The sequence below is a fragment of the Streptomyces sp. NPDC054863 genome (assembly GCF_053610825.1).
Genome location: NZ_JBSGZD010000043.1, coordinates 827 through 27418 on the forward strand (window position 1 = coordinate 827; position 26592 = coordinate 27418).

Consider the following 26592-nt stretch of genomic DNA (forward strand, 5'->3'; position numbering starts at 1 on the left):
TCCTCGTACGTACGGGCGCGGGTGCGCCCGCCGGGCCGTCGCCCCTCGGGCGGCGACCGGCGGATCAGCTCAGTTGGCCGCCGCCTGGCCCGTACCCGGACCTGTGAAGTAGTTGTGGAGGCCGGGGACGGTCAGGGTGCCGCCGAACTGGCCCGCCTGGGTGACCCTGGCCTTGGTGAACATCGCGATGGGGACGTTCAGCGGGGGCGGTGTCTCGGGGCTGAAGGTCACCGGGATGAGGCCGAAGAGGTTGCCCTTCAGCTCTTCCGTGTACATCGTGACGGTGCCCTGACGCAGGGTCGAGGTGGAGCCCTTGCTCGCCTGGACGTGGCCGGTGGCCCCGTTCGGGCCGACCGTGGTCTGGTGCAGGTCCCTGATGTCCGTTTCCTTGGCGGTGAACTTCAGGACCTTCTTGATCTTGCCGCCTGCGGTGCGGACCTCGACGACGCCCTCGTAGTTGAGGCCGCGGAGGGTGAGCATCGAGGTTTCCAGGATCCACGGGTCGTCCGGGAGGTCCGGGATGCCCGGCTCCAGCTTGGCGTCCGCGAGGGCCTTGGGGTCCGCCGTCGGGCAGGGGTAGGGGATCTTGCCGTCGGCGTTCGGGACGAGGTCGGGCTTGCCGTCGCCGTCCTTGTCGAGGTCCCCGACCTTGATGCCGAGCTTCTCGGCGGCCTCGCGGATGGCCTTCTCGGTCCTGGAGGTCTCGGCGTCCGCCTTTTCCTTGGCCGCCTTCTCCTCCTTGTCCTTCTTGCCCTTTTCGAGCTCGGCCTTCTGCGCGGCCTTCGCCTCGGCTTCCTTCGCGTCCTCGGCGGTGTCCGCCTTGTCCGCACCGGCGGCCTCGCCCTTGCCCGCGTCGGCGGCCGGGGGCTTCTTCGCCGCGTCGCCCGCGGGGGCGGGGGCCTTGGCGTCCGGCTTCGCCGTGTCCGAAGGCGTGGGCGTGGGGGTGGCGGCCGGAGGAACCGCGGGCTCCTCCTTCTTGCCGCCCAGGCCCTCGAAGAAGTCCTTGATCTTCGGTCCCACACCGAGCGGGTCCAGCGGGTTCTCGGACTCGGTCTCGGAGGGGGTGGGCGTCGGCCCGGGAGTCGGCGTGCCGGCGTCCGGGGCCTTCTGGTCCGTGCCCGCGGGCGGCTTCGTGGCGTCGGGGGCCGGGGTCCGGCCCGGCTTGCCCGCTCCTGCGCCGTCCTTGGCCGGGTCACCGTCGGCCGCGTCGCCGTCGGCGGAGCCGGGCTTCGCGGCGTCGCCCTTGGCGGCGTCGCCCTTGGCCTTGTCCGCCGCGTCCTTGTCCGCCGCGTCCTTCGCCGCGTCCTTGTCCGGCTTGCCGTCGCCGTCCTTGTCCGCGTCCTTGGCGGCCTCGTCCGGCTGCGTCACGCACGGGCCGGGGGCGAACGGGTTCCCCGGCTCCTCGGCGGCCATCGCCAGCTTCGGCGTCAGGCTCATCCCGACGAACACCGCGGTGGGCATCGCCGCGAGGGCCAGGGCCTTGCCCGCAGGCATGTGGAGCTTGGTCAGCAGCGACTTCCTGGGGGCCGCGTGGCGCGGCCCGCCTCTACCGCGCGACTCCTGCGCCACGCCCGCGTTCTCCTGGGCCTCGTCACCCCGCACTGTTCCTCCTGCCATCGGCGTCGCCAGATGTGTCAGTCGTGTTCATGCCCGTGCCCGTGCCCGCTCCCGGGCCCTCTGCCTTCGTCAGGTTCGCCCCCTGCTGCCCGGCGGCCTGCGGCGGCACCTGCGAGAGGGCCATCGTCTGCTCGGCGGCGGGTGCCGGGGACGCGGACGGCGCCGGGTCCTTCGCCGGAGCCCAGGCGATGGACATCGCACCGCCCAGCAGCGAGAGCAGGAAGCCGATGATGAATCCGCCGATGTTCGACACCGGGATGGAGACGAGGGCCAGCAGGATCGCGGCCACACCCGCGAAGATCCGGACGATGGAGTGGAACCACATCGTGAGGCCCAGCGTGACCAGCAGGACGCCGATGATCAGCGAGCCCGCGCCCGCGGTCGTCGCCATGGTGAGCGTGAGCGAGCCCATTTTGAGGTCGTTGTACGGGAAATACATGATCGGGACGCCACCGAGGATGGTGAGGAGTCCCGCCCAGAAGGGCCGGACTCCTCGCCAGGCGCGGAAACGCAGCCGCCAGTAGTGGAAATCGCGGCTCTCGCTCGGAACCGAGGTCTCGGCGCTCATGGAAACAGCTCCCTGGAACCGGTGTTGCTGTGCAGAAGAAGAGGGAGAGGGTACGGGCGGGACACCCGGGGAACGGTCCGCTGAACCGGTGCCCCGCCCTGTGCCCCGCCCGCGCCGGAGTGCCTAGCAACACCCCGGCGGAGTGCCTAGCAGCACCCCGGCGGAGTGCCTAGTAGCACTCCTTGACGCCCTTGTGCAGGCGCAGGCTCAGGTTGCTGAGCTTGAAGGTGCCCGCCGAGGTCGCCCAGGCGCGCTGCTTCACCTTGGTCAGCACGGCCCTGTCGGCCTGCTGGGCGAAGCCGAAGGGGTTGGCCTTCGTGCCCTTCTGGATGCCGGGGCCCTTGGTGGCCTTGCCCGCCGCGACACCGATGTCGATGTTCGAGAACTCGGCGTCGGCGTCCAGGTCGGCGACGTCCAGGTAGATGTTCTCGGCGTGCACGGGCGTCGCGCCCGTACCGGCCTTGAGCATCAGGCTGACGCTGCCGAAGATCGGGACGTCCGGGGTGACGACCGACTGGCACATGTTCGTGATGTCGGCGGTCTTGAAGCCGGAGACCGCGACCGGGTGAGCGGCCGGGTTCCCCTTCAGGTCGGTGCCCTCGGCGATGCTGCCGTACTGCACGAAGCCCGTGCCGTCCAGCTTGTCGGCCGTCACCTTGAAGTCCTGGCCGGAGACGCTGAACGAAGCCGCCAGCGCGCCCTGTGCCATGGCGACGCCTATCGCGGCGGTCGCGGCCACGCTCGGCACCATGACGACCGCGAAGCGACGCCATCTGGTTCCACCGCGTACTTGGGAACTCATGTACTTTCCTCCTTCTCGGACGTACATCTCCGGTACGGGCAGGGGCCCGTCGGGATGGGAGAAGTGCTACGTCCTCGGAGGGCGGGCGCCGCGCCCGGAGCCCGGCATGTGCCACGTCCGAATCACCGGCGATCACCCCCGAGCGACAACCACTGGCCACGCGTTCGCGCAACCTGCTGGACAGGCCCCGCCGTTGGGCGGAGACCCCCCTGTCCAGAGCCGGCACCACTGCTGCCGACCCGCCCGGTGGGGACCCAGAAACCCCGCCGCCCCGACTGGCTTGTCAGGGCGTGGGCAATGGACCGAGCGTGGCCGATCGTGGTGCATTCACGGGCTTGGCACAAGGGGGTTCGTTACTCGCTAGTAACGGGCCGATAACCGAAGGGCGGCCCGCCGGTCCCGCAGGGTCGCGCACGGCTGCGTCGCGTGACGCGGAAAATCGGGTGATTGCCGCAACAAGGCGGACAGAAGGGCGAGTTCGCTTTACTGCGAGTAACAGCGGCCCCGATTGCCAAGTTTTGGCAAAACGGGGCCGCGTTTTATCACTGAGTCGCCAAATCCCACGATGCGGAAGAGGGGCGTGGGTGCTGCTGGGGCGGGGGAGGTTTCGCTGCCCGCCGTCGGGGCGGCAGGGCGGGGTGCGGGGGGCTGTTGCTCATCTGCGGCGCCGTCGCGGCTGGTCGCGCCCACGCGGCGGAGCCGCATGTCCGATACAGCCCCGCACCCCGGAAACGGCCCCTTTAGAAGAGCACCCGTGCGAGGGCCGAGCGGGCCGCGCCGACCCTCGGGTCGTCCGCGCCGACGACCTCGAAGAGTTCGAGGAGTCGGACCCGTGCCGCGTTCCGGTCGTCCCCGGCCGTCACGCGCACCGTGTCGACGAGCCGCCCGAAGGCGTCCTCGATGTGACCGCCCGCGAGGTCGAGCTCGGCCGCGGCGATCTGCGCGGCTACGTCGGCGGGCCGGTCCGCCGCATCCTTGCGCGCCTGCTGCGGGTCCAACTTCGTCACCCGGCCCAGGAGTTCGGCCTGCGCCAGACCGGCCTTGGCGTCCGGGTTGGCGGGGTCGTCCGCGAGTACGTTCTTGTACGCCTGGACGGCGCCGGCGAAGTCGTTGGCGTTCAGGGCGTCCATCGCCGCGTCGAGCAGCGCGTCGTACGGACCGACCGGGGGCGCCGTTTCGGTCTCGGTGTCCGCGACGGGACCGTCCGCGACCTGGATCCCGGTGAGCCCGAAGCGCTCCTCGCCGACCTGGATGAGCTGGTCCAGGGTCTGCCGGATCTGCGCCTCCGGGGCCACGCCCTGGAAGAGCGGCAGGGCCTGGCCCGCCACCACGGCGAAGACGGCCGGGATGCCCTGGATGCCGAACTGCTGCATCAGCATCTGGTTGGCGTCGACGTCGACCTTGGCGAGGACGAACCGCCCCGCGTACTCCTGTGCCATCCGCTCCAGGAGCGGGCCGAGCTGCTTGCACGGCTCGCACCACTCGGCCCAGAAGTCGATGACGACCGGGACCTCGGAGGAGCGCTGGAGGACGTCTGTCTCGAATCCTGCCTCGTCGACGTCGAACACGAGGTGGGAGGCGGGCACGGCTGCGGTGCCCCCCTGCCGGGCGGCCTCGGCGCGCGCCTCTTCCGCCTTCTGCCGGGCCTCGTTGGCCGCTTTCACCGCGGCGAGGTCTACGACGCCGCTCATGGACATGTTCCTAGGCTGCATGCGTACATCCTCCCCCCTCGGCGACCGGTTCAGAAAAGCGCGCGGCACACCTGCTCCGCCGCGTGTGCGGTACTGCTGTGGCGGCGCCGGGTCCCCACCCGGCGCCAGTGGTTGTCGCTCGGCCCCGCGGGAAGATCTCGGGAGGCTTTCGCTACGGGTCGTAGCGTAACTCGATCCCCCCTCGGAACGCCTCGTGATCTCGCTCACGATCACTTGCGGAGCCTCTGACCAACGGGACCTACTCGCCGGTATGGTCTCCGGCATGTCCACCCCCGCCACTCCCCCACCACCTCGCACGGGGCGCCCCCGCAGCGTCGCCGCGGACGCCGCGATCCTGGACGCGACCCGGGACGCACTGGTGGATCTGGGCTGGTCGAAGCTGACCATGGGGGACGTGGCACAGCGCGCGGGGGTCGCCAAGACAACCCTCTACCGGCGCTGGGCGCACAAGAACGAACTGGTCGTGGACGCGGTCGCGGTCCTCTTCGACGAGCTCGAACTCCCGGACCGGGGCAGCCTGCTGGAGGACGTGCAGGGCGTGGTGCTCCAGTTCGCCGCTCTCCTGGAGCGCCCCGAGACGAAGACCGCGCTGATGGCGGTGGTCGCGGAGTCCACCCGGGACGACGCGCTGCGGACCCGGATCCGCTCCGCCATCGTCGACCGCCAGAAGCGCCTCGTACTCCTGGGCCGGGAACGCGCGCAGGCCCGCGGCGAACTGCCGTACGAGGAGTCCCCGGCACAGGCGGCCCGCAACGCGGACCTGATCTTCGACGTGATCGCCGGGGCCGTCGTCCACCGGGCGCTGGTGAGCGCGGAGCCGGTGGACGCGGCCTGGGCACACAGCTTTACGTCGCTGCTGGTGAGCGGTCTGGGCGGCACGCTGCCCCAGGCGTAGCCTGACGTGGCGGTACGTCCGGGCGGCACGCTGCCCCCGCCCTGAGCACTCGGACCGGTCAGACCTGGTAACGGTCGGGCGCGAAGAGGCCGACGTTCTCCGCGACCCACTCGCTGGTCCGCTTCAGCCCCTCCTCCAGGGACATCTGCGGCTCCCAGCCCGCCCACTCGCGGGCCCGGGTGTTGTCGGACAGCAGCCGCTCGACCTCGCTGCCGGAGGGCCGCAGGCGTGCCGGGTCGACGACGACCTCGGCGTCCCGCCCGGAGGCGGCTATCAGCGCGGTGGCCAGGTCGCCGATGGCGATCTCGCGCCCCGTACCCAGGTTGACGCTCTCACCGAGCGCCCTGTCGCAGTCCGCCATCGCGAGGAAGCCGCGCGCGGTGTCGGTGACGTACGTGAAGTCGCGGGTCGGGGTGAGCGAGCCGAGCTTGATCTCCCGTGCGCCGGAGTGGAGCTGGGCCAGGATGGTGGGGATGACGGCGCGCGCGGACTGCCGCGGACCGTAGGTGTTGAAGGGCCGTACGACCGTCACCGGGAGCTCGAAGGCGTGGTGGAAGCTGAGCGCCATCATGTCGGCGCCGATCTTGGAGGCGGAGTACGGCGACTGCGGCTGGAGCGGGTGCTGCTCGCTGATCGGGGCGGTGAGGGCGGTCCCGTACACCTCGCTGGTGGAGGTGTGGACGAGCCGGCGGACGCTGTGCCTGCGGCAGGCCTCGGCGATGTTCTCCGTACCGACGACATTCGTCTGGACGTACGCGCCGGGCGAGGAGTAGCTGTACGGGATGCCGATGAGCGCGGCGAGGTGGAAGACGGTGTCGCAGCCCGCGACGGCGTCGGAGACGCGGCCCGCGTCGCGCACGTCGCCGGTGAACATCTCGACCTGGCTGCTGCCCAGGTGCTGCTTCAGGAAGCCCTTCTCGGCGTACGGCTTGTAGTGCACGAAGGCGCGGACGTCGGCGCCGAGCTCCACGAGCAGGTCGACGAGCGTGGAGCCGATGAAGCCTTCGGCGCCGGTGACGAGGACCTTGCGGCCGTTCCAGTCGATGCGCTTGCTGTGACTTTCGACGATCATCGCGTGAACTCCATTGCGGGGTAGGTGTGTTCGGGAAGTCCGGAGAGGCGCATGACCTGCGCGGCCAGCAGATCGGCGGCCTGTGCGTGCGTGCTGGGCCCGGCGGCCCTCGACATGGCACCGAGCCGCGCCGGGTCGGCGAGCAGCGGCTCGACGAGTGCGGCGAGCCGGTCCGCGGTGGTCTCCTCGTCCGGTACGAGGTGGGCGGCGCCGGCGTCGGAGAGGACCCGGGCGTTGTGGGTCTGGTGGTCGCCCGGGGCGTGCGGGTACGGCACCAGGACGGCGGGCACGCCGACGGTCTCCAGTTCGGCGACGGTCGCGGACCCGGCCCGGCAGACGACGAGGTCGGCCGCCGCGTACGCGAGATCCATCCGGTCCAGGTACGGCACCACGGACGCGACCCGTTCGGCGCCCGCGTACGCCACCTGCCGCCGGGTCTCCTCCAGCTTGGCCGGACCCGTCTTGATCAGCAGGTGCACGTCGCTGCGCTCCCGCCACCTGGCGGCAAGACCGACGGCCGCCTCGGTCAGTCGTACGGCGCCGAGGCTGCCCCCGTTGAAGAGGACGAGGCGCGCGCCGTCCGGCACCCCGTACGCCCGCCTGGCCTCGTCGCGCATCCCGGCCCGGTCGAGGTGGGCGAGGGACGCGGCGATCGGCATTCCCACCGTCATGGCGTTCTGGCCGCCGGCCAGGTGGGAGCGGCTGCGGTCGAAGGCGATGGCGATGTTGTGGGTCAGCCGCGCCGCGAACTGGTTCGCCCGCCCTGGGACGGCGTTGGACTCGTGGATGATGCTCGGCAGACCGGCCATCCTCGCGCCGACGATCACCGGGGCGCTCGGGTAGCCGCCCATGCCGACGGCGACGTGCGCGCCCTGCGCCTTGAGGATCGAGCGGGCCTGCGCACCCGACTTCAGCAGGGCCGCGGGGAGCAGGTATCTCTTCGCGCCCAGCGAAGGGTCGAAGGGGATCATGTCGACGGTGTGCAGCCGGTATCCGGCGCCGGGGATGAGGTCCGTCTCCAGGCCCCGGGTGGTCCCGACGAACGAGATGACGGCGTCGGGCACGGCCCGGCGCAGTGCCTCGGCAAGTGCGAGCCCCGGGTAGATGTGGCCCCCGGTGCCGCCCGCCCCGATCACGACTGAAAGTGGAGTGCGCATGGCCGCCACACTCACGAAGATCCTTAAGAAGGTTCTAAGAGCCCGATTTGGCAGGATTCACCCATGACCCTGACCACCCAGACCACCCTGGCCAAGATCCTGGTAGTCGACGACGAGCCGGAAGTGCGGGCCGCCGTCGAGGACGGCCTCTCCATCGAGGGGTACGAGGTCCGGGGCGCGCCGGACGGCCTGGCGGCGCTGTCCGCCACCGCCACCTGGCAGCCGGACGCACTCGTCCTGGACGTGATGATGCCGGTCCTGGACGGTCTCGCGGTCTGCCGCCGGCTGCGCGCGGTCGGCGACCGCACCCCGATCCTGGTCCTCACCGCACTGGACTCGGTGAGCGACCGCGTGGACGGCCTGGACGCGGGCGCCGACGACTACCTCGTCAAGCCCTTCGCCCTGGACGAGCTGGTCGCCCGCGTCCGGGCGCTGCTGCGCCGCGCGGCCCCGCTCGCCGAGGAGGACCCGTCCCTCTCCTACGCGGACCTGGTCGTCGATCCGGTCACCCGCACCGGCCACCGGTCCGGCCGCCCGCTCGAATTCAGCCGCACCGAGTTCGCGCTGCTCGAACTCCTGCTCCGCCACCCGGGCCAGGTGCTCCCCCGCGAGCTGATCCTCGAACTGGTCTGGGGACGGGACTTCGGCCCCGACTCCAACTCCCTCGCGGTGTACGTCGGTTACCTGCGCCGCAAGCTGGAGGCGGCGGGCGGGAGCCGCCTGGTCCACACGGTCCACGGCGTCGGCTACCGCCTGTCGTCGGAAGCGGCATGAGCGGCGGCCGGCGCCGTCGCGCGCTGGGCGCCCGCTGGCGCCGCCACCGCCCGCTCCGCACCCGCCTGGCGGTGTCGGCGTCGGCCGCCGTGGCCCTCGTCGCGATCGGCGTGTGCACGGCCGCGTACTTCGTGATCCGCTACGAGATGTACCACCAGCTCGACCTGAACCTCACCCAGTCCGGGACCCGCATCATCCAGGCGGACCGGCATCTGCAGACCCGCGTCCTGGCGGGCGAGTGCCGCTTCCTGTCGGCGCCCGCGTGCGCCCAGGTCGTCCCGTCCGACCCGGCGAAGGACTCCCCGGAGCCGTACGTCCTGCCGGTCTCGCCGCCCGTCCGTGAGGTCGCGTCCGGCGAGCGTGCCCCGTACTTCAGCAACTTCCGCATGGAGGGCCACCCGGCCCGCATGGCCGTCACCCCCCTCGGCAACGGCCGCGCCCTCCAACTCGCCCTGCGCGCGGACTCGGTGGAACGCGGCATCCGCCAGGCGGCGCTCCTCCTCTCGGCGGTCGGCGGGGCGGGCGTCCTCCTGGCCGCCGCGCTCGGCTACTGGGTCTCCCGCACGGGCCTGGCCCCGGTCGCCCGCCTCACCGCCACCGCCGAACGCATCGCCGCGACCCGCGACCCCCGTCACCGCATCGAGCTGCCCCCCGGCCCCCTCCACCGCGAGGACGAGGTGACCCGCCTCGCCGTCAGCTTCAACACCATGCTCGGCGAACTCGAACAGTCCGTCTCCGCCCAGCGCCGCCTGGTCGCGGACGCCTCCCACGAACTGCGCACGCCGCTCACCGCGCTCCGGACGAACGCGGAGTTGCTGGCGAAGTCGGACCGCTTGTCGGCGGCTCAGCGCGACCGGGCCTCCGGCGCGCTCTCGCGCCAACTCCGCGAAGTCACGGGCCTGGTCAACGACCTGATCGAACTCGCCCGGGACGAGGAGCCCCAGCCCCTCCTCGAAGAAGTCCGCATGTCCTCCCTCGTGGAACACGCGGTCGCCACGGCCGCCGCCCACTGGCCCGCCACCCCCTTCCCGCTCTCCGTGGCCGACAGCGCAACACCGGTGACCCTCCCCGGGGTCCCGGCCCGCCTCACCCGCCTCCTGACGAACCTCCTCGACAACGCGGCGAAGTTCAGCCCGTCCGGCGCCCCGGTCGAGGTCGAACTCACCTGCTCCGGAGCGGAGTTGGAGCTGACGGTGCGTGACCACGGCCCCGGCATCTCCGCCGCGGACCTCCCTTACGTCTTCGACCGCTTCTACCGCGCGGAGGCGGCCCGCGCCCTCCCCGGCTCGGGCCTTGGCCTGGCCATGGCCCGCCAGATCGCCCGGGCCCACGGAGCGGAACTGACAGCCGAACAGGCGGCGGGGGGCGGGGCGTTGTTCCGCCTGCGGTTCGGGGCGGTCAGTACGCCTTAGCGGCGGGCGCGGCCCCCTCCCGCCCCCCGCCGCGTCATGCGCCGAGACGTTCCGTGTACGCCTCGGTCGGAGGGAACGGAGTGGGACTCGTCATGCCCGCCGACCAGAAACCGGCGGTGCCCGGCACGGGCGTCACATCACTGAGGTACGGCGCCGGCGCCGCGCCGAGCGGGCCACGGACGAGAGTCCATGCGTCGCCGTCCCGACGCAGGTAGGTGCTCCTGGTCTGGTCCCGGTAGTTCCAGCCCGATATCCACGCCGCGCGGCCCTGCGCATCGGCGGCGACACCCGTCAGCGCCCCGGCGCCGAAGCCCGGCTCCACCCGCGTCCAGGCCGTGCCGTCGAAGTGGCCAAGAACGGGGCTGCCGGGGCGCCCCGGCGGCCCGCCGACACCGGCGTCCGTGCCCACCGCCCACACGTCGTCCGGCCCGGCCGCGTGCAGTCCACCGATCGAAAGCCGCGGGCCCTGAATCGGCGGCAGGACCGTCCAGGCCCCGTCCCAGCGGGCCACGAGCCCGGCCCAGCCGCTGCCGGCCGTCCGGTCGCCGCCCACCCACACCTCGCCCTGCGCGCCCCGTACCACCCGGTACAGGTTCGCGCCCGCGACGGGCAGCGGGTCGAGCCACTGCCACTGCAGCCCGTCCCGGCACAGCAGGCGGGCGGCGCCGCCCCGGCTGCCACCGATCCACACCTTCCGGTCGGGGCCGACCGCCACCGAGTGCAGCCGGAGATCCGGCTCGCCCCTGCCCGGAAACTCCGCCTCGCGCCAGGTGGCGCCGTCCCAGCGCAGCAGCGGGCTCGCCGCCCCCGCCGGCAGGCCGACACTCCAGGCCGCGTCGGCGCCGACACCGGCGACGTCGTTCAGCCGGCCGGCGTACGAGAGGTGCGACAGATCGGTCTTCGTCCAGGCGCTGCCGTTCCAGAGCATGGCCAGCGCCCGCCCCTGCGACGGTCCGCCACGGGCTTCCTCGCCGACGGCCCAGGCCAGTTGGGGCCCGGCGGCGGCGATGCGGCGCAACTGCGCGGCCGGGGTGCTGCCGGGTGCGGGCACTGCTTGCCACTCTTGTGCACGAGGTGCGGGAACGCCGGCCCTGGCGGTACCCGTAACGAGTGCCGCCCCGGGGAGCACGCCGACCGTCGCTGCCAGAAATCGCCTTCGTCTCACTGCTGAGCCCCCTCCACGCGGACAGGAGGGACCACCGTGGCCCAGGGCGGCGCAGAGGTCCAGACACCTGTGTGACAAAGACCCGCCGGTCTTCCACCCCGCCCCGCTCGGCTCGGCCCCGCTTGGCTCGGCGAGTGTGTGCAGGCACCAGCGCCTCGGGGACGGGGCGTCGGCCAACTCAGTGCTGGATCAGGCCGCCGACCTCAACCGGGGCGACGTGGCCGGTGGCCGGGGTGGTCCTGGCCAGGGTGAGGCCGATGTCGACCAGGGACGAGCGGCGCAGATGGGGGACTTCGGGGATCGGGGTCCAGGCCGGCTCGGCGGTTTCGCCGTTCGGCTCGGGGCGGAGGGTGCCGCCGGTGATGCGGACCTGGTAGAAGATGCCGACGTTCTGGTGCGCGGTGCCCCTGTGGGCGGCGGCTGCGGGGATCACTCGGGAGTCCACTCCCAGCAGGCGTTCGACCGTCGCCTCGTAGCCGGTCTCCTCGGCGACCTCCCGGATCACCGCGTCGAAGGGGTCCTCCGCCTGCTCGACCCTGCCGCCCGGCAGGGTCCAGTTGCTCCCGGCCCCCTCCGGCGGTACGTGGCGCGCGAGCAGCACCCGCCCGTCCTCGATGCACACGGCGTACGCCGCCAGCCGGAAACTCATCCCCGTACCTCCGCCGATGCCGATTCCGTACGCCCGCGACGTCAGTTTCAACTCCCGCACCACCTCCCCGCATTCCCGTACGCGGTGTGATTCTTGTCCGATCGCCCGAGCCCCGCTTCTGCTGCATACTCCGAGTCGGTCTCCGCCGGGAAGAGCGGATCATCCGGTCCATCGAGAGGGTTGCGCATGACACTGGGTACGAACGGTGCGGCTGAAGCGGGCGTGTGGAAGCTGGGCGGCGACCTCCCGGTCAACCGCATCGGGTACGGCGCGATGCGCCTTCCGCAGACCGGCGCGGCGTTCGCCGACGACGCCGTCCCGCGCGATCGTGACGAGGCCGTCGCGCTGCTCCGGCAGGCCGTGGAGCTCGGCGTCAATCACATCGACACCGCCGCGTTCTACTTCTCTCCGCTGCGTTCCGCCAACGAGCTGATCAACGCGGCCCTCGCTCCGTACGCCGACGACCTGGTCGTCGTCACGAAGGTGTGGCCCGGCCGGGACCCGTCCGGTGAGTGGTGGTACGCCGAGCCGCACCAACTGCGCGGCCAGGTGGAGGAGAACCTGCGCCAGCTCGGCCGCGACCACCTCGACGTGGTCAACCTCCGCGTCCCGAGGCGGGAGGCGACCGGCTCGATCGCCGAGCACTTCGCCGTTCTCGCCGGGCTCCGCGAAGCCGGCCTGATCCGCCACCTCGGCCTCGCCAACGCTTCCCCGGCCCACCTCGCCGAGGCCCGCGCCATCGCCCCCGTGGTCTGCGTACAGAACTCTTACGGGCTGGACGCCCCCCGTGCGGAGACGGAGCTCCTCCGCTCCTGCGGCGAACAGGGCATCGCCTACGTCCCCTTCTACTCCATCGCCGGCGCAGGCCGCGAAGCCGGCGCGACGGGTGCCGAAAACGCGCAGGTACTCGCCGTCGCACGTGCGCACGACGCGTCGGCCGCGCAGGTCCGCCTGGCCTGGACCCTGCACCAGGGCCCGCACGTGCTGGCCATCCCGGGCACGGGCAACCCGGCGCACCTGGCGGCGAACGTGGCCGCTGCCGCGCTGCGCCTCACCGAGGAGGAACTGGCCCTGCTGGCGGCCCCGGAGACTCTCCCGACGGGCGGGTCGGCGGAGGTGCCCGCCTAACGTCCGGGCCGGGCCCGGGGTCCGGACCTGGAGCCGTGCCCAGGGTCCGGACCTGGAGTCCGGGCCTGGGGTCAGGTCCCGGCGCGGCCGGCCGTCCTTCGTCGCAGCGCGGGGAGCAGGGGCGGCCGACCGGATTCGGTCACGCCCCGGTGGTCCTGGCCGACGGGCGGCAGCATCCTCCCGGCGAGCAGGGGCACGAGCGCCGCGACGCTCAGCAGCCCGCCCACGAGGAACGTGGCCCGCACACCCCAGGCGGGCAGGATCATGCCGCCGAGGAGCGCCCCGCCCGCGATCCCCGCGTTGTAGGCACCGGAGTTGGCCGCCAGCGCGATCTCGGTGCGGCCGGGGGCGGAGCGCAGCATCTGGTTCTGCGTGGCCATGAACACCGGGCCGAGTGAGCCCCCCAGCAGCACCAGGCACACGACCGCACCGGCCTGGACGGTACCGGTCGCGTACAGGCCCAGCAGGCCGGCCGCCTGGGTGATCACCGGGACGACGAGCGTGCCGGTCGGGAAGCGGTCCTGGAGAGGGCCCCCGATCACCACACCGATCACGCCCGCGATGCCGGAGACCATCAGCAGGGCGCTCACCGAGGTGTCGGAGAAGCCGCTCACCTCGCCCAGGAACTGCACGACGTACGTGTAGCCCGCGAACGCGCCCGTGACGGACAGCGTGGTGGTCGCCAGCACGATCTTGAACCGGCGCTTGTCGGGTGCCGAGCCGTAGGCCGCGTGCCCTTCGTCCGGACGCGACGTCGGGAGCAGTGCGGCGATCGTGACGAGGGAGACCAGACCCAGCCCGGCCAGTACGACGACGGGGACCTGCCACCCGCTCTGCTGGCCCAGCCAGGTGCCGACGGGGACACCGAGCACCAGGGCCAGCGAACCGGCCACCGACAGCACGCCGATCACCCTCCCCTTGACGGCCGGTGGGAACAGGCCGACTGCCACCGGCCCCATCACCGCCCAGAACACCGCCTGGGCGAGCGCGGTCACCAGCCGGGCGGCCATCAGCAGCCAGTAGCTGGAACTCAGCGCCGACACCACGCTCGACAGGACGAGCGCGGCCAGGAGCACGGTGAGCACGTGGCGGCGCGGCAACGCACGCGTGGCGTGTGCGAGAGGCAGCGAGACCACGGCGACGGTCAGCCCGTAGGCGGTGACCAGAAGGCCCACCGCGGAGAGGGAGACCTGTACGTCGGCCGAGATGAGCCTGAGCAGCCCGATCGGCAGGTTCTCCGCGGTGTTGAAGGTGAACGCGGCGAGCATCAGGGCCGCGAGCAGGGCAATTCTGTGCAGGCGGGCCGATCGTACGGTTGCCATGCAGACTCTCCCCCGCTTGCCTTCGTGGTGCCCACGCCGATCGCGCTGCCGTCGAACGTATCCAACTCATGGGCGCTGTGGATCACTTGGGCCTGCATCTCCCGCGATACCCACTCGTCAGCAACTCCCCCTCGTGGCAGGTTGGTTGCCATGACCGACACCGCCGGCATTCCGGAAGTCCGCTCCTACGAGGCCGAGGGCGGCCCCCTGGTCCACCTCGACACCGGCGGGGACCTCCCGCCCCTGGTGCTGCTGCACGGCGGCTTCGTCGACCACCGCATGTGGGAGGCCCAGACAGCGGCCCTGTCCCGCACCCACCGGGTGATCGCTCCGGATGCCCGGGGGCACGGCGAGTCGTCGGTGGCGCGGGCTCCGTTCCGGGCGGCCGACGACGTCGCCGGGCTGCTGCGCCACCTCGGCACGGGGCCGGCGGTCGTCGTCGGGCTGTCGATGGGCGGCGGGACCGCCGTGGATGTCGCGCTCGAACACCCGGACCTGGTACGGGCGTTGGTGGTCAGCGGTGTCGGTACGAGCGAGCACGAGTTCCGCGACCCGTGGATCCTGGACGTCGTGGCGGAGCTGGAGCGGACGCTCGGCGAGGGGGACGTGCCGGGCTGGGTCGAGGCGTTCATGCGCGTCACCTCCGGGCCGCACCGCTCCCTCGACGAGGTCGACCCCGGTGTCGTACGCCGACTGCGCGAGCTGGCGGTGCACACGGTCTCCCAGCACACCGGCACCGGCACCGGGCCCCAGCACTTCGCCGTCCCGGTCACCGACACCTGGGCCCGCGCCGCCAAGATCGGCGTCCCCGTACTGGCGATCAACGGGTCCGTCGACGGCCCCGACAACCACAGGATGGCGGAACGCCTGGTGCGCACCGTCCCCGACGGTCGCCTCAGGATCGTCGAGGACACGGGCCACTACCCGAACATGGAACGGCCGGACGTCTTCAACGCGTACCTCCTGGACTTCCTGCGCACGCTCTGAGCGCCGTCCGGGGCTTCCAGACACCACTTTCCCCGGGGCGGCCCCTCACTGCCAGGGCGAGTCGGCCCGCTGCGCGTTCGCGGTCATGCGCCGCAGCACCTTCAGCGCGGCCACGTACTCCTCGTCGCTGACGCCCTCGTGCACCTGGGCGCGCAGACCGGTGACCAGTTCCTTGATCTTGGCCTTGCCCGCGCGCCCCGCTTCGGTGAGCGAGAGCTGCGAGGAGTCGTCGGCCGCGAGCCAGCCCCGGTACAGGAGCTGGTCGACGACACGGGCGATGTCGTACGGGTTGTCGGCGACGGCCGCGAGCTGCTCGACGACCTGTTCGCGGGTGGAGCCGCCCGTACCGCCGCCCGCCTCGACCCGGTTGAGCACCCACCACTGGGGCTGGGTGACGTCGAAGCGCGCCATCGAGTCGCGCAGCAGGTTCTTGACGGCGTTGCTCGTCACGCCGGTCCAGTAGGCGACGGGCTGGGAGGCCAGGTCCGCGTCGGCGGCCTGCGGATCGGCGGTGTGCTGCGGGGTGGCGGTGTGCTGCGGGGTGGCGGATGCGGCCGGGGTGGTGCTCGTCGTGGTCATGCGGGCGAAGCTACGACCTCAACCCCGATTGAGGTCAACACTTCACCCGCACACCCAACTCCCGCTAGAACCCCGGGGGTTCCGTGTAGACGCCCCACTCGTCCCGCAGCACCCCGCAGATCTCGCCCAGCGTCGCCTCCGCCCGCACGGCGGCCAGCATCGGCTCGATCATGTTGGAGCCGTCGCGGGCGGCGGCCAGCATCGCGTCCAGCGAGGACCGCACCTTCGCGTCGTCCCGGTGCGACTTCCGCTCGGCCAGTGCCCGTACCTGCTCGGTCTCCACCTCGTGGCTGACCCGCAGGATCTCCAGGTCGCCGGTGACCGAGCCGTGGGCGGTGTTGACGCCGACGACCTTCTTGTCGCCCTTCTCCAGCGCGCGCTGGTACTGGAAGGCGGACTCGGCGATCTCGCCGGTGAACCAGCCGTCCTCGATGCCGCGCAGGATGCCGGAGGTGATCGGCCCGATCGGGTGCTGCCCGTCCGGGTGGGCGCGCAGTCCGCGCTCCTTGATCTGCTCGAAGATCTTCTCGGCCTCGGCCTCGATGCGGTCGGTGAGCTGCTCCACGTACCAGGAGCCGCCGAGCGGGTCGGCGACGTTGGCGACGCCCGTCTCCTCCATCAGTACCTGCTGGGTGCGCAGCGCGATCTCGGCGGCCTGCTCGCTGGGGAGGGCGAGGGTCTCGTCGAGGGCGTTGGTGTGGAGGGAGTTGGTGCCGCCGAGGACGGCGGAGAGGGCTTCGACGGCGGTCCGCACGACGTTGTTGTACGGCTGCTGGGCGGTCAGGGAGACTCCCGCCGTCTGGGTGTGGAAGCGGAGCCACTGCGCCTTGTCGGTCTTCGCCCCGTACACCTCCTTCATCCAGCGGGCCCAGATCCTGCGCGCGGCGCGGAACTTGGCGATCTCCTCGAAGAAGTCCAGGTGGGCGTCGAAGAAGAAGGACAGGCCGGAGGCGAAGTGGTCGACCTCCAGGCCGCGGCTGAGGCCGAGTTCGACGTATCCGAAGCCGTCGGCGAGGGTGTACGCCAGCTCCTGCGCGGCCGTCGCCCCGGCCTCGCGGATGTGGTAGCCGGAGACGGAGAGCGGCTTGTACGCGGGGATGCCCGCCGCGCAGTGCTCCATCAGGTCGCCGATCAGGCGCAGGTGCGGCTCGGGCTGGAAGAGCCACTCCTTCTGCGCGATGTACTCCTTGAAGATGTCGGTCTGGAGCGTGCCGTTGAGGGTGGCGGGGTCGACGCCCTGGCGCTCGGCGGCGACCAGGTACATGCAGAAGGCGGGGACGGCGGGCCCGCTGATCGTCATCGAGGTCGTGACGTCACCGAGCGGGATGTCCTTGAAGAGGACCTCCATGTCGGCCGCCGAGTCGATGGCGACACCGCAGTGGCCGACCTCGCCGAGCGCGCGCGGGTCGTCGGAGTCGCGGCCCATCAGGGTCGGCATGTCGAAGGCGACGGACAGCCCGCCGCCGCCCGCGGCCAGGATCATCTTGTAGCGCTCGTTGGTCTGCTCGGCGTTGCCGAAGCCGGCGAACTGGCGGATGGTCCAGGTCCGGCCGCGGTAGCCGGTGGCGTGCAGTCCGCGGGTGAAGGGGTACTCCCCCGGCCAGCCGATGCGCTCGAAGCCTTCGTACGTGTCGCCGGGGCGCGGCCCGTAGACCGGTTCGACCTCGTCGCCGGAGAGCGTGCTGAAGTCGGCGTCGCGCTTGCGGGCCTTGTCGTACCGGGCCTGCCAGCGGAGGCGGCCCTCTTCGATCGCGGCAGCGTTGTCCGTGGAGTCCATACCTTCAATTTACTAGGACGTCCTAGTAAATGTCGATGGACAACCGCCGTACGGTTCGAATCCGTACGGCGGACTTCCGGTGACGCCCGATGATGCGCGGTGACGTCTGGTGACGCCTGGTTACGCCTGGGCCTTGCTGGTCACCGGGGACGGGTCCTGGACCAGCGGCTTGGCCTCGCGGGTGATCTTCGGCTCGACGAAGAAGCTGGCCACCGGGATGCAGCCGGCCGCGAGCACCCACAGCAGCTTGCCGAAGGGCCACTTCGCCTTGGTGCCGAGGTCGAAGGCGAAGACCACGTAGATGATGAAGAGCACACCGTGGATCTGGGAGATCAGCATGGTGTCGCCGGTGTCGAAGCCGTACTTCAGGACGATGGCGACGGTGAACACCAGGAGCCACACGGCGGTGACGTAGGCCATCACCCGATATCGGGTCAGCACGCTCTGTTTCATGCCTTCGAGCGTAACCGGGCATGCGGGGCGATCTTCGGGCGGGCCGGGTCGGCCGCCCGGCCCTCAGCTCTCGTCGAAGTCCTTCGCCGCCACCCGCAGGGGCCTCAGCATCGCGAAGATCTCCGCGCACTCCTCCGCGTCGTACACACCGAGCCCGAACTCCATCGCCATCAGGTCCCGGGTCGCCGACTCGACGACCTCGCGGCCCTTCTCGGTGATGGCGGCGAGGGTGCCGCGACCGTCGTTGGGATTGGGGCGCTTGTCGACGAGATCCGACTTGACCAGGCGGTCCACGGTGTTCGTGACCGACGTGGGGTGGACCATCAGCCGCTCGCCGATCTTCGACATCGGCAGCTCGCCCGCCTTGGAGAAGGTGAGCAGGACCAGCGCCTCGTACCGGGCGAAGGTCAGTCCGTACGGCTTGACGACCGCGTCGACCTCGGCGAGGAGGATCTGCTGGGCACGCATGATCGAGGTGATCGCGGCCATCGACGGCACGGGGCCCCAGCGCTGCTGCCAGAGTTCGTCGGCGCGAGAGATGGGGTCGAAGGGGAGGCTGAGCGGCTTCGGCACGGGACGACCCTACCGGTCAGTCATATGGTGGTCAGCTTTGTCTCGCGGTTCGGTACACCTTCGTTCCCGAATCCGGCCCCTGTCCCTGTCCCTGTCCCTGCCCCTGCCCCCGCTCCGGATGTGTGCGGCGGACTTCCGCGACCAGGACCAGTGTGCAGAGCGTGCCAACGGCCGCGGCGCCCGCCACCACCACCTGGACGGAGAAGAACTCGGCGGCAAGTCCGGCCAGCGCCATCCCCACGCCCTGGACGGTCATCAGCCCTGCCGTCTGGAGGGTCATGGCGCGTCCGCGCAGTTCCTCGGGCAGCTCGTCGACGAACCACTGGTCGAGCCCGATGACGTACGCCCCGCTCGCCCCGGCCAGCACGAGCACCACCACCGACCAGAACACGCCGGGCGTGATGACGTACAGCAGCAGGGGTACGAGGCCCAGGCCCGCCGCCGGCAGGACCAGGCGGGAGCGGGTGCGCGGGGCGAGCGCGGAGCCCGCGTACAGCTCGGCGGCGATGTGGCCGACGGGCATGGCGCACATCATCAGCCCGAGCGCGGCCGGGCCGGCCCCGATCTCGTCGGCGTACGGCGCCGCGAGGGCTTCCGGGGCGACGACGAAGCAGGCGGGCAGCCAGAAGAGGAGCGTCAGGGCGCGGAGGCGGCGGTTGCCGAGGACGAGGCGGGCGCCGGTGAGGGAGTCGCGCAGGAGCGCGCTGCCCTGTGCGGCGATGCGGGCGGGGCGCTTCGTGGTGCCGAAGCGCAGCAGGATCGCCGAGCAGAGGAAGGTGGCGACGGTGACGGTGATCGCGCCGCGCGGCGGGACGACCGCGAGCAGCAGCCCGCCGACGCCGAACCCGGCGAGCACGGCGCTCTGCGAGACGATCCGCAGGAGCGAGCGCCCGAGGACGTACAGCTCGCCGTCGCCGAGGATGTCGGCCAGCGTGGCCATCCGGGTGCCGTTGAAGATCGGCGCGACGGCGGCGACGAGGCAGCGCAGGGCGAGGAGGCCGCCGACGGGCGTACCGGGCCAGACCATGACCGCGACGCAGCCCGCGCAGAGCAGGTCGCAGAGGACGAGGACGCGGCGGGCGGGGTAGCGGTCGGCGATGCCGGAGAGGAGGGTGCCGCCGACGAGGTAGGGGAGGAAGCCGAGGGCGAAGGTGAGGGCGGAGAGGAAGGGGGAGGAGGTGAGGTCGTAGACGAGGACGGTGAGCGCGATCTCGCTGACGACGACCCCGAGGAGGGAGAGGAGGTGGGCGACGAAGACGTAGCGGAATTCGGGGACGGCGAAGAGGGAGAGGTAGCGGGGGCGGGTGGGCTTCTCGGAGGTCGCGGGGGCATCGTCAAGTGCCCCCGGGGACGACGGGGTTGGCATGTCTGGCATGCGTGCGAGCGTGGCAGCGGGGTGGGAGCAGGAGTAGTCTTTCGCCACTGGGCGAATGTTGCAGGAGTGTGCGGTCGCGAAGGGGGCGCACTCCGCGCGGGCCCCCTTGCTCGCCCTCCCCGCTGCCCAAGGAGGCCAGGGGCGCGGGGGCAGGCATTTGGGGGCGCGGGGAACTGCGCGACCAGCCACGACGCACCCGCACGAAGACCACGCACCGAATTGCCCACGCTGCCACGCCCCACGCCGCCACGCCCCACGCCCCTCCCCCCCACCCGCCGGAGGTCAAAATCGCCTACCACCTCGACTTCGGCGAAGGCGACCTCACGCGGATCCGGTTCGCCGTTTCTCCCCTCTGGGAGACGCAGGAAGCCGTGCGCCTGCTCGCGCACCCCTCGCGGCATCAGCATCCGCACCAGCCCTGGCTGCGGCGGATCCGTGACGCCGCGAGGGAGTTGGACCTGCGGCCACTGTGGCGGCTGATGCCCGAGCGCGGGTACGCACCGACCTTCATCGGGCCGCCGCCCATCGGCCCCGCCGCCTCCTTCGAGGACGAGATCGCGGCCGTCCGCGAAATCGATCCCCTCGCCGCCCGGGCGGAGATGGTGCGGACGTTCGCGAACATGCCGGGCGCCGCCGACAGCCCGGCGGGGCGGGCGATGCTGGATCAACCGGCAGAGACCGTACGGGAGTTGACCGAGCTGCTGGAGGCGGTCTGGCGGCGGCTGATCGAGCCGGACTGGCCCCGCCTGCGCACCCTCTTCGACGCGGACATCCTCTTCCACTCCCGACGCCTCACCCGGGGCGGCCTCGAAGCCCTCTTCGCCGAACTGCATCCCAAGCTGGCCTGGGCCCCGCCCACCCTCACCCTCACCACCCGGGCGGGCTGGGAGGAACGGCAGCCGCTCGAAGGCCGAGGTGTGGTGCTGATGCCGAGCGTGTTCTGCTGGCCGACCCTGGTGACGGGATTCGAAGCGCCGTGGCAGCCCGCCCTCGCGTACCCGGTGCGGGGCATCGGCGGGCTGTGGGCCGAGCAGCCGGAAGGGGCCGGCACCCCCGCCGCCCTCGCCCGGCTCCTCGGCCGGGGCCGGGCCGACGTCCTGTGCGCGCTCGACGAGCCCGCCTCCACCTCCGCCCTCGCCCTGCGCCTCGGCCTCGCCGCGTCGTCCGTCTCCGCGCACCTCGCCGCACTGCGCGGTGCGGGGCTGCTGGTGTCCCGGCGGTACGGACACCAGGTGCTGTACGAGCGGACACCACTGGGAATCGCCCTCGCCACCGGCTCGTGACCACACCGAGGAGCGGGTCGCCCCCCCCGCACGAACACGGGTCGTAACCCCGTACAAACCAGCCGTTATGTCACGATTGGGCGTCCCGTTTCGCCCGTCAGCAGTCGTCCCGAGGGGGCTGGATGTCCGGCCGAAGGATCTTCCGTACGCGTACGTCGACCGTGTTCGCGACCGCTGTGATCGGCCTGGTCGGCCCGATCGGTGCCACCGCCGGGTGCTCGTCCCCCGACCCCGCCGGGGAACCGGACAGGCCGGACGCATCGGGAACGGCTCAGAGGACGGCAGGACCGGCCGCCGACACCTCCCCCTTCTGGGTCGACCCCGACTCCAGCGCCGCCCGCCAGGTCAAGGAGTGGACCGCCCAGGGGCGTACCGACGAGGCGGACCAGCTCAGGAAGATCTCCGAGCGGCCGGTCGCGAACTGGCCCGCCGGGGACAACCCGGTGCCGGACGTCCAGCGGGTCACCGCCGGCGCCGCCGGGGAGGGGCGGACCGCCGTCCTCGTCGCGTACAACATCCCGCACCGCGACTGCGGCCAGCACAGCGCGGGCGGCGCGGCCGACAGCAACGCCTACCTCGGCTGGCTGGACGCCTTCGCGAAGGCCATCGGCGGCGCGGACGCGACGGTGATCCTGGAGCCCGACGCCGTCCCGCACATCGTCGACGGCTGCACCCCCGTCGAGGACCACGACGAGCGCAGCCGGCTGCTGTCGCAGGCGATCGTCCGGCTGAAGCAGCAGCCGAACACGAGGGTCTATCTGGACGCGGGGAATCCGGACTGGATCAAGGACGCCGGGAAGATCGTCGACCCGCTGAAGCGGGCGGGGATCGGGAAGGCCGACGGGTTCTCGCTGAACGTGTCGAACTTCCAGCGCGACGACGCGGTCAGGGCGTACGGGGCGAAGCTGTCCGGGCTGCTCGGCGGCGCCCACTTCGTCGTCGACTCCAGCAGGAACGGCGACGGCCCGCTGCCGGGCTCGCGCGCCGACGCCTGGTGCAACCCGCCCGGCCGGGCGCTCGGCAAGCCGCCCACCGACCGGACGGGGGACGCACTGCTCGACGCGTACCTGTGGATCAAGCGCCCCGGCGACTCGGACGGAGAGTGCCGGGGCGGTCCCGCCGCGGGGACCTGGTGGCCGGACTACGCACTCGGGCTGGCGCGCAAGTCCCGGTGAACCACCGTACAAAGACGCTCACTTGACCTGAATCCACTTCGCCTCGGACGGCACGCCTTCCTTGTCCGTGACGAAGAGCATGTACCAGCCCGCCGGGACCAGCGTGCGGTCGTCCGGCACCGTCACCGTCACCCCGTCCCTGTCCTTCTTGAGGCCGAGTTCGATCGAACGCTGCTCGACGTCGGTGGTGTGGGTGACGGCGCTGGGACGCATGAGGCGCGCCTTGACGATCCGGTCGGCGTCCTTGGTCCGGTACGTCGCCGAGTCGTCGGAGGAGAAGGCGTCGGGGCCGCCGTCGAGGACCGGACGGTCCCTGCCCTTCTCCAGGTACGGCGGGGTGAAGATCTCCACACGCTGCTCGAAGGTGCCGAGCTTGGTGTTGTCCTCGTCGCCGTAGAGCGGGTCGGAGCCGAAGGTGGCGATGCGGCCGTCGGGCAGGAGCAGCGCCTCGGAGTGGTAGTTGCGGCCGACCGTCGGCTCGGCCGCGTCGCGGAAGGAATTGGTCCTGGGGTCGTAGAACTGCGCCGTCAGGATGTCGCTGGCGCTCCGGCCCCGGTAGTCCTTCGAGCCGCCGCTGGTGAAGACGGAGTCGTCGGGCATCAGGACGCTGGAGAGGTAGCGGGTGCCCTGGGCGAGCTGCGGGCCGGTCCTGAACGCCGGGTTGTCGGCCTTGAGGTCGGCGATCGCGGTGCGGGCGGTCGCCTTGTCGGACTCGCCGACGCCGCCGCCGCCGAGCACCATCACCTTCTGGTCCTGCGCGGGCGGCAGCAGGACGGACGCCGAGGTCTCCAGCTGGTCCTGGTCGGTCATGCCGCCGACCTTGGTGAACTTGTTGGTCTCCACGTCCCACAGGCCCGGCTCGCGGCCCTTCAGTGCGGGGCCGTAGCCCGCGTTGGAGCCGGAGTAGAAGAGCTTGCCGCCCTTGGTGAGGAAGAGCGCGGGGTAGGTGGGGAAGTAGCGGAAGGGCCCCTTGCCCCACTTCTTGGTCTTGGGGTCGTAGATCTCGTTGTCGCCGGGAACCACGTCGCCGACGTCGTTGAGGCCGGAGGCGGCGAGGACCTTGCCGTCTTCGAGCGTGGTCAGCGTCGGGTACCAGCGGGCGTCCTTCATGGGCGCCACCGGGACGTACTTCTCGGCCTTGGGGTCGAACTCGTACGCCGCCTTGATGCCCTGGAAGTCCTGCTTCTCGGTGGTGATCTTCTGGGCGAGCCCGTAGACGTTGTCCGCATCCTGGGCCGACAGGCCCACGATCTCGTACTGCGCGGCCTGCGTGGTGAGCGCGCCCGCGCCCTCCTTCACGGCCTCGACGAAGACGCGCGACTCGGCGGCCGTCACCTTCGTCTCCCACGGCTTCATCTGGCCCGACGCGAAGTAGCCGATCTTGAAGTCGCGCTTGGCCCTGGGGACCGTGACGTCGAACTTCGACACGTACTCGACGCCCGACGGGGAGCGGAAGCGGGTGCCCTTCTTGAGGGTGATGGGCTTGTCCGGGGACTCGTTCTTGACGCGCATGCCGCCGCCGGCCCGGGAGATCTTGTCGTCCAGGACCTCGTAGCGCGCGGTGCCGCCCGCCACCAGGAGCTGCCCGTCCGGGAGTTGGGCGTGCCCGGCGCAGAAGAAGTCCTCGGGGGTGGGGATCTTCTTGAAGGTGTTCTTCTTCGGGTCCCACAGGACGGTGTCGAAGGTCCCGGAGTCGAACTTCTTCTGGTCGTTGCCGGAGCCCGCGATGAGGAGCACCTTGCCGGTGTACAGGAGGGCCGCGTGAATGGCGTTCAGCTGGTACTCGCCGGGGACGTCTCGCAGGTCCCAGGAGCCGAACTCCGCCTTGTAGTCGGGCTGGGCGATCTTGTACGCGTGGTACTTCTCCTGCGCGAAGTCCAGCGCCGCGGGGGCGTTGAGGCCGATGAGCAGGACGACGGCGCCACCGCCGAGGAGGGTGTTCCTGAGCTTCTTGGGCTTCTTGCCCTGGGGCACCCCCGGGGCCTCGGACTCACCGCGGTTCCCGGACTCACCCGGCTTCCCGGGCTCACCGGACTCACCGGGCTTCCCGGGCTGTTCGGCCTGCTCGGACTGTTCGGACTGCTTGGCGGGCTCGGGCCGCGGGGAGGGCTCGGGCTGCTCGGACGGCTCGGAGGGCTCGGATCCCTCGGGCGCCTTGTCGGCCGGGCGGTCGGTCATGTCACTCCCTTCCGGTGGTGGCGTTGGCGGTGGCCGCGGTGGCGGTGACTGCACCGGCGGTGGCGGGACTGGCAGTGGCTGCCTTACCGGTGGCGGCAGCGGTCGCCTTGGCCGTGACCGGGGCGGGGGTCCCTGCGGCGGGCGCCGGCTCCGGTGCCACGTCGACGTGCGTGCGCGCGCGCTGCGGGCTCGTACCGCTGCGCTCGGGGCTCGTACGGCGCTCCGCGTACCTGCTCCCGATCCACAGCGCGACCGGCGCGAGCGAGATGATCAGCGCCAGTACGGCCCAGGTGCGCATCGCCGCGTGCGTGTGCCCGTAGTGCACGGACGCCCACAGGGACGCGATGATCACCGCTGCCCAGAAGAGGTGGATACGGAAGGTCAGCAGCCGGTCCGGGCTGGCCTCGCCGCCCTTGGGGGTGACGACGAACCGGCCGCGCCTGCCGACCAGGGCCGCGCCCAGCGACTTGAGGTAGATCGGCGCACAGATCGCGGACATCGCCATGCCGGCCAGTCCGCCGGATCCCTCGGGCTCGTGCGGCGAGACGTTGTGGCGGCGGTTCCACAGGTAGAGGCAGATCTGGAGGGCGACGGCGTCGCTGTAGAGCATCAGCCAGACCGAGGTGGAGACCTGGGTGCCGGACGCCCCGAACCAGAGGAAGAGGACGCAGCTGAGGATGCCGAGCAGCCAGTTGACCGCCGTCATGGGGTAGTAGACGAGCATCAGGCCGTAGTTGAGGAGACGGCCCGGCGGAACCCGGAAGGGCGCCTTCCAGAACTGCTTGAACACCGTCTCGTACGTGCCCCTGGACCAGCGCATCTGCTGGGTGAAGAAGTCCGTCCAGGACGCCGGGCCCTCACCGACCGCGAGCACGTCGGGGGTGTAGACCGAGCGCCAGAAGTGGTTGGTGCGCGGGTTCCTGCGGCGGTGCAGCTCGAAGCCGGTCGCCATGTCCTCGGTGATCGAGTCGTACAGACCGCCGATCTGGGTCAGGGCGGCGACCCGGACGACGTTGTTGGTGCCGACGAACATGGGCGCGCGATAGCGGTTGCCGGCCCGCTGGATGAGCGCGTGGAAGAGGTACTGCTGCGACTCGGCGGCCTTGGTGACGGCGGCGGTGTAGTTGCCGTACACCTGCGGGCCGACGACGAAGGCCACGTCGGGGTCGCGGAGGTAACCGAGCATCCGCTCCAGGTAGTTGGGCAGCGGGACGTGGTCGGTGTCGACGCAGGCGAAGTAGTCGTAGGAGTCGCCGTGCATGGCCAGCCAGGCGTTGTAGTTGCCGTGCTTGGTCTTCGCGCGGTGCGGGCCCTTCTTCTGGTTCCAGTCCGGGATGCCTTTGCGGGTGAAGTGGCGCACGCCCAGCTCTTCGCAGAGCGCCTTCGCCGCGGGGTCGTCGCCCTCGTCGAGCAGCCAGACGTCGAACGGCCCGTCGTGCCGCACCCCGATCGCGCCCTCAAGGGTGGCCCGGACCATGGCGAGGGGTTCCTTGCCGGGGACGTACGTCGTGAGGAACGCGACGCGGGTGCCCTTCTCGGCGGTGACCGGGACCGGGTCGCGGGCGACCATCGTGGCGTGCGAGATCGACACCACGTTCAGCAGCATGAAGAACATGATGAAAGCGATCGCGGCGAGCATCGTGTAGTCGGCGCGGACCAGCCAGGGGTCGGCGTTCTCCCGCTCGGTCCAGTGCGAGGGCCAGACCAGGTACGCCAGCAGCACCGCCGAGAGCAGCGGGGCGAGCGTCATGAGGAGGACGGCTCGTATTCGGTGGGGCTCCTTGGAGAGCAGGCTCGTGTACTGGACCGTGTAGGGGCCCGCCCCCGGGTCCGTGAGCGGCCCGGCGAGGCGGCTGTGCTTCTCGTAGTCGTAGCCCTCCGGCAACACACTGCCTCCAAGCTGGTTCCGTGAGGCCCATACCTCACAAGTCCAACAAAA

23 protein-coding genes are annotated in these 26592 nt (G+C 71.4%); 7 read left to right on the forward strand and 16 right to left on the reverse strand.

Annotated features, from left to right (window positions below; all coding sequences use genetic code 11):
- Window positions 1–69 precede the first annotated feature (69 nt).
- The 4 genes from ACWGIG_RS11410 to ACWGIG_RS11425 form a co-directional block, all read right to left on the reverse strand.
- Window positions 70–1602, reverse strand: coding sequence for a hypothetical protein (locus ACWGIG_RS11410; protein ID WP_453321319.1), 1533 nt, complete (start codon window positions 1600–1602; stop codon window positions 70–72).
- On the reverse strand, window positions 1592–2185 hold the full coding sequence (locus ACWGIG_RS11415; RefSeq protein WP_453321320.1) for a DUF6114 domain-containing protein: 594 nt from the start codon (window positions 2183–2185) through the stop codon (window positions 1592–1594). Before ACWGIG_RS11415 ends, ACWGIG_RS11410 begins: the two co-directional genes overlap by 11 nt.
- 169 nt (window positions 2186–2354) lie before the next feature.
- A complete protein-coding gene (locus tag ACWGIG_RS11420; RefSeq protein ID WP_453321321.1) occupies window positions 2355–2987 on the reverse strand; it encodes a DUF6230 family protein in 633 nt (210 codons plus the stop codon).
- Between the two features lie 740 nt (window positions 2988–3727).
- On the reverse strand, window positions 3728–4699 hold the full coding sequence (locus tag ACWGIG_RS11425) for a tetratricopeptide repeat protein (protein WP_453321322.1): 972 nt from the start codon (window positions 4697–4699) through the stop codon (window positions 3728–3730).
- Window positions 4700–4961: 262 nt separating this feature from the next.
- Between ACWGIG_RS11425 and ACWGIG_RS11430 the strand changes: the two genes are divergently transcribed.
- Window positions 4962–5594, forward strand: coding sequence for a TetR/AcrR family transcriptional regulator (locus ACWGIG_RS11430; protein ID WP_453321323.1), 633 nt, complete (start codon window positions 4962–4964; stop codon window positions 5592–5594).
- Window positions 5595–5652: 58 nt separating this feature from the next.
- On the opposite strand, the gene ACWGIG_RS11435 is transcribed toward ACWGIG_RS11430, so the two are convergent.
- Both ACWGIG_RS11435 and ACWGIG_RS11440 read right to left on the reverse strand, forming a co-directional pair.
- Window positions 5653–6666, reverse strand: coding sequence for a GDP-mannose 4,6-dehydratase (locus tag ACWGIG_RS11435; RefSeq protein WP_453321324.1), 1014 nt, complete (start codon window positions 6664–6666; stop codon window positions 5653–5655).
- Complete coding sequence (locus ACWGIG_RS11440) at window positions 6663–7823, reverse strand: UDP-N-acetylglucosamine--N-acetylmuramyl-(pentapeptide) pyrophosphoryl-undecaprenol N-acetylglucosamine transferase (protein WP_453321325.1); 1161 nt, start codon at window positions 7821–7823, stop codon at window positions 6663–6665. The genes ACWGIG_RS11435 and ACWGIG_RS11440 overlap by 4 nt, the downstream gene beginning before the upstream one ends.
- 63 nt (window positions 7824–7886) lie before the next feature.
- On the opposite strand from ACWGIG_RS11440, the gene ACWGIG_RS11445 reads away from it, so the two are divergent.
- Window positions 7887–8597, forward strand: a complete 711-nt coding sequence (locus ACWGIG_RS11445) for a response regulator transcription factor (protein ID WP_453321326.1) — start codon at window positions 7887–7889, stop codon at window positions 8595–8597.
- On the forward strand, window positions 8594–10009 hold the full coding sequence (locus ACWGIG_RS11450; protein WP_453321327.1) for an ATP-binding protein: 1416 nt from the start codon (window positions 8594–8596) through the stop codon (window positions 10007–10009). The genes ACWGIG_RS11445 and ACWGIG_RS11450 overlap by 4 nt, the downstream gene beginning before the upstream one ends.
- A gap of 34 nt (window positions 10010–10043) precedes the next feature.
- Here ACWGIG_RS11450 and ACWGIG_RS11455 read toward each other — a convergent pair whose 3' ends face one another.
- Both ACWGIG_RS11455 and ACWGIG_RS11460 read right to left on the reverse strand, forming a co-directional pair.
- Window positions 10044–11060 (reverse strand): hypothetical protein, encoded by a 1017-nt coding sequence (locus ACWGIG_RS11455; RefSeq protein WP_453321328.1) that lies wholly within the window; start codon window positions 11058–11060, stop codon window positions 10044–10046.
- 292 nt (window positions 11061–11352) lie between these two features.
- On the reverse strand, window positions 11353–11823 hold the full coding sequence (locus ACWGIG_RS11460; protein WP_453321352.1) for an NUDIX hydrolase: 471 nt from the start codon (window positions 11821–11823) through the stop codon (window positions 11353–11355).
- A 186-nt stretch (window positions 11824–12009) separates the two neighbouring features.
- Between ACWGIG_RS11460 and ACWGIG_RS11465 the strand changes: the two genes are divergently transcribed.
- Window positions 12010–12951 (forward strand): aldo/keto reductase, encoded by a 942-nt coding sequence (locus ACWGIG_RS11465; RefSeq protein WP_453321329.1) that lies wholly within the window; start codon window positions 12010–12012, stop codon window positions 12949–12951.
- A gap of 71 nt (window positions 12952–13022) precedes the next feature.
- Here ACWGIG_RS11465 and ACWGIG_RS11470 read toward each other — a convergent pair whose 3' ends face one another.
- Window positions 13023–14273, reverse strand: coding sequence for an MFS transporter (locus ACWGIG_RS11470; protein WP_453321330.1), 1251 nt, complete (start codon window positions 14271–14273; stop codon window positions 13023–13025).
- 150 nt (window positions 14274–14423) lie between these two features.
- Here ACWGIG_RS11470 and ACWGIG_RS11475 point away from each other — a divergent pair, with 150 nt between their 5' ends.
- Entirely contained in the window at window positions 14424–15260 is an 837-nt protein-coding gene (locus ACWGIG_RS11475; RefSeq protein WP_453321331.1) for an alpha/beta fold hydrolase, read from the forward strand.
- Window positions 15261–15305: 45 nt separating this feature from the next.
- On the opposite strand, the gene ACWGIG_RS11480 is transcribed toward ACWGIG_RS11475, so the two are convergent.
- From ACWGIG_RS11480 to ACWGIG_RS11500, 5 genes are all read right to left on the reverse strand, one after another.
- Window positions 15306–15839 (reverse strand): MarR family winged helix-turn-helix transcriptional regulator, encoded by a 534-nt coding sequence (locus ACWGIG_RS11480; RefSeq protein WP_453321332.1) that lies wholly within the window; start codon window positions 15837–15839, stop codon window positions 15306–15308.
- A 64-nt stretch (window positions 15840–15903) separates the two neighbouring features.
- Complete coding sequence (locus ACWGIG_RS11485; protein ID WP_453321333.1) at window positions 15904–17616, reverse strand: acyl-CoA mutase large subunit family protein; 1713 nt, start codon at window positions 17614–17616, stop codon at window positions 15904–15906.
- Window positions 17617–17736: 120 nt separating this feature from the next.
- Complete coding sequence (locus tag ACWGIG_RS11490) at window positions 17737–18069, reverse strand: DUF3817 domain-containing protein (RefSeq protein WP_453321334.1); 333 nt, start codon at window positions 18067–18069, stop codon at window positions 17737–17739.
- Window positions 18070–18132: 63 nt separating this feature from the next.
- Window positions 18133–18642 (reverse strand): MarR family winged helix-turn-helix transcriptional regulator, encoded by a 510-nt coding sequence (locus tag ACWGIG_RS11495; protein WP_453321335.1) that lies wholly within the window; start codon window positions 18640–18642, stop codon window positions 18133–18135.
- A 31-nt stretch (window positions 18643–18673) separates the two neighbouring features.
- On the reverse strand, window positions 18674–20008 hold the full coding sequence (locus tag ACWGIG_RS11500; protein ID WP_453321353.1) for an MFS transporter: 1335 nt from the start codon (window positions 20006–20008) through the stop codon (window positions 18674–18676).
- 296 nt (window positions 20009–20304) lie between these two features.
- Here ACWGIG_RS11500 and ACWGIG_RS11505 point away from each other — a divergent pair, with 296 nt between their 5' ends.
- Both ACWGIG_RS11505 and ACWGIG_RS11510 read left to right on the forward strand, forming a co-directional pair.
- Window positions 20305–21300, forward strand: coding sequence for a DUF5937 family protein (locus ACWGIG_RS11505; RefSeq protein ID WP_453321354.1), 996 nt, complete (start codon window positions 20305–20307; stop codon window positions 21298–21300).
- A 122-nt stretch (window positions 21301–21422) separates the two neighbouring features.
- On the forward strand, window positions 21423–22475 hold the full coding sequence (locus tag ACWGIG_RS11510) for a glycoside hydrolase family 6 protein (RefSeq protein WP_453321336.1): 1053 nt from the start codon (window positions 21423–21425) through the stop codon (window positions 22473–22475).
- Window positions 22476–22493: 18 nt separating this feature from the next.
- On the opposite strand, the gene ACWGIG_RS11515 is transcribed toward ACWGIG_RS11510, so the two are convergent.
- Both ACWGIG_RS11515 and ACWGIG_RS11520 read right to left on the reverse strand, forming a co-directional pair.
- A complete protein-coding gene (locus tag ACWGIG_RS11515; RefSeq protein ID WP_453321337.1) occupies window positions 22494–24653 on the reverse strand; it encodes a galactose oxidase-like domain-containing protein in 2160 nt (719 codons plus the stop codon).
- 1 nt (window position 24654) lies between these two features.
- Window positions 24655–26541, reverse strand: a complete 1887-nt coding sequence (locus tag ACWGIG_RS11520) for a glycosyltransferase family 2 protein (RefSeq protein WP_453321338.1) — start codon at window positions 26539–26541, stop codon at window positions 24655–24657.
- Window positions 26542–26592 lie beyond the last annotated feature (51 nt).

Coding starts and splice junctions, on each gene's coding strand:
- ACWGIG_RS11415 (WP_453321320.1), bottom strand. CDS start 2,185: ATGAGCGCCGAGACCTCGGTTCCGAGCGAGAGCCGCGATTTCCACTAC.
- ACWGIG_RS11515 (WP_453321337.1), bottom strand. CDS start 24,653: ATGACCGACCGCCCGGCCGACAAGGCGCCCGAGGGATCCGAGCCCTCC.
- ACWGIG_RS11445 (WP_453321326.1), top strand. CDS start 7,887: ATGACCCTGACCACCCAGACCACCCTGGCCAAGATCCTGGTAGTCGAC.
- ACWGIG_RS11430 (WP_453321323.1), top strand. CDS start 4,962: ATGTCCACCCCCGCCACTCCCCCACCACCTCGCACGGGGCGCCCCCGC.
- ACWGIG_RS11500 (WP_453321353.1), bottom strand. CDS start 20,008: ATGCCAACCCCGTCGTCCCCGGGGGCACTTGACGATGCCCCCGCGACC.
- ACWGIG_RS11475 (WP_453321331.1), top strand. CDS start 14,424: ATGACCGACACCGCCGGCATTCCGGAAGTCCGCTCCTACGAGGCCGAG.
- ACWGIG_RS11460 (WP_453321352.1), bottom strand. CDS start 11,823: ATGAGTTTCCGGCTGGCGGCGTACGCCGTGTGCATCGAGGACGGGCGG.
- ACWGIG_RS11425 (WP_453321322.1), bottom strand. CDS start 4,699: ATGCAGCCTAGGAACATGTCCATGAGCGGCGTCGTAGACCTCGCCGCG.
- ACWGIG_RS11485 (WP_453321333.1), bottom strand. CDS start 17,616: ATGGACTCCACGGACAACGCTGCCGCGATCGAAGAGGGCCGCCTCCGC.
- ACWGIG_RS11440 (WP_453321325.1), bottom strand. CDS start 7,823: ATGCGCACTCCACTTTCAGTCGTGATCGGGGCGGGCGGCACCGGGGGC.
- ACWGIG_RS11470 (WP_453321330.1), bottom strand. CDS start 14,273: ATGGCAACCGTACGATCGGCCCGCCTGCACAGAATTGCCCTGCTCGCG.
- ACWGIG_RS11420 (WP_453321321.1), bottom strand. CDS start 2,987: ATGAGTTCCCAAGTACGCGGTGGAACCAGATGGCGTCGCTTCGCGGTC.
- ACWGIG_RS11490 (WP_453321334.1), bottom strand. CDS start 18,069: ATGAAACAGAGCGTGCTGACCCGATATCGGGTGATGGCCTACGTCACC.
- ACWGIG_RS11435 (WP_453321324.1), bottom strand. CDS start 6,666: ATGATCGTCGAAAGTCACAGCAAGCGCATCGACTGGAACGGCCGCAAG.
- ACWGIG_RS11480 (WP_453321332.1), bottom strand. CDS start 15,839: ATGACCACGACGAGCACCACCCCGGCCGCATCCGCCACCCCGCAGCAC.
- ACWGIG_RS11510 (WP_453321336.1), top strand. CDS start 21,423: ATGTCCGGCCGAAGGATCTTCCGTACGCGTACGTCGACCGTGTTCGCG.
- ACWGIG_RS11450 (WP_453321327.1), top strand. CDS start 8,594: ATGAGCGGCGGCCGGCGCCGTCGCGCGCTGGGCGCCCGCTGGCGCCGC.
- ACWGIG_RS11465 (WP_453321329.1), top strand. CDS start 12,010: ATGACACTGGGTACGAACGGTGCGGCTGAAGCGGGCGTGTGGAAGCTG.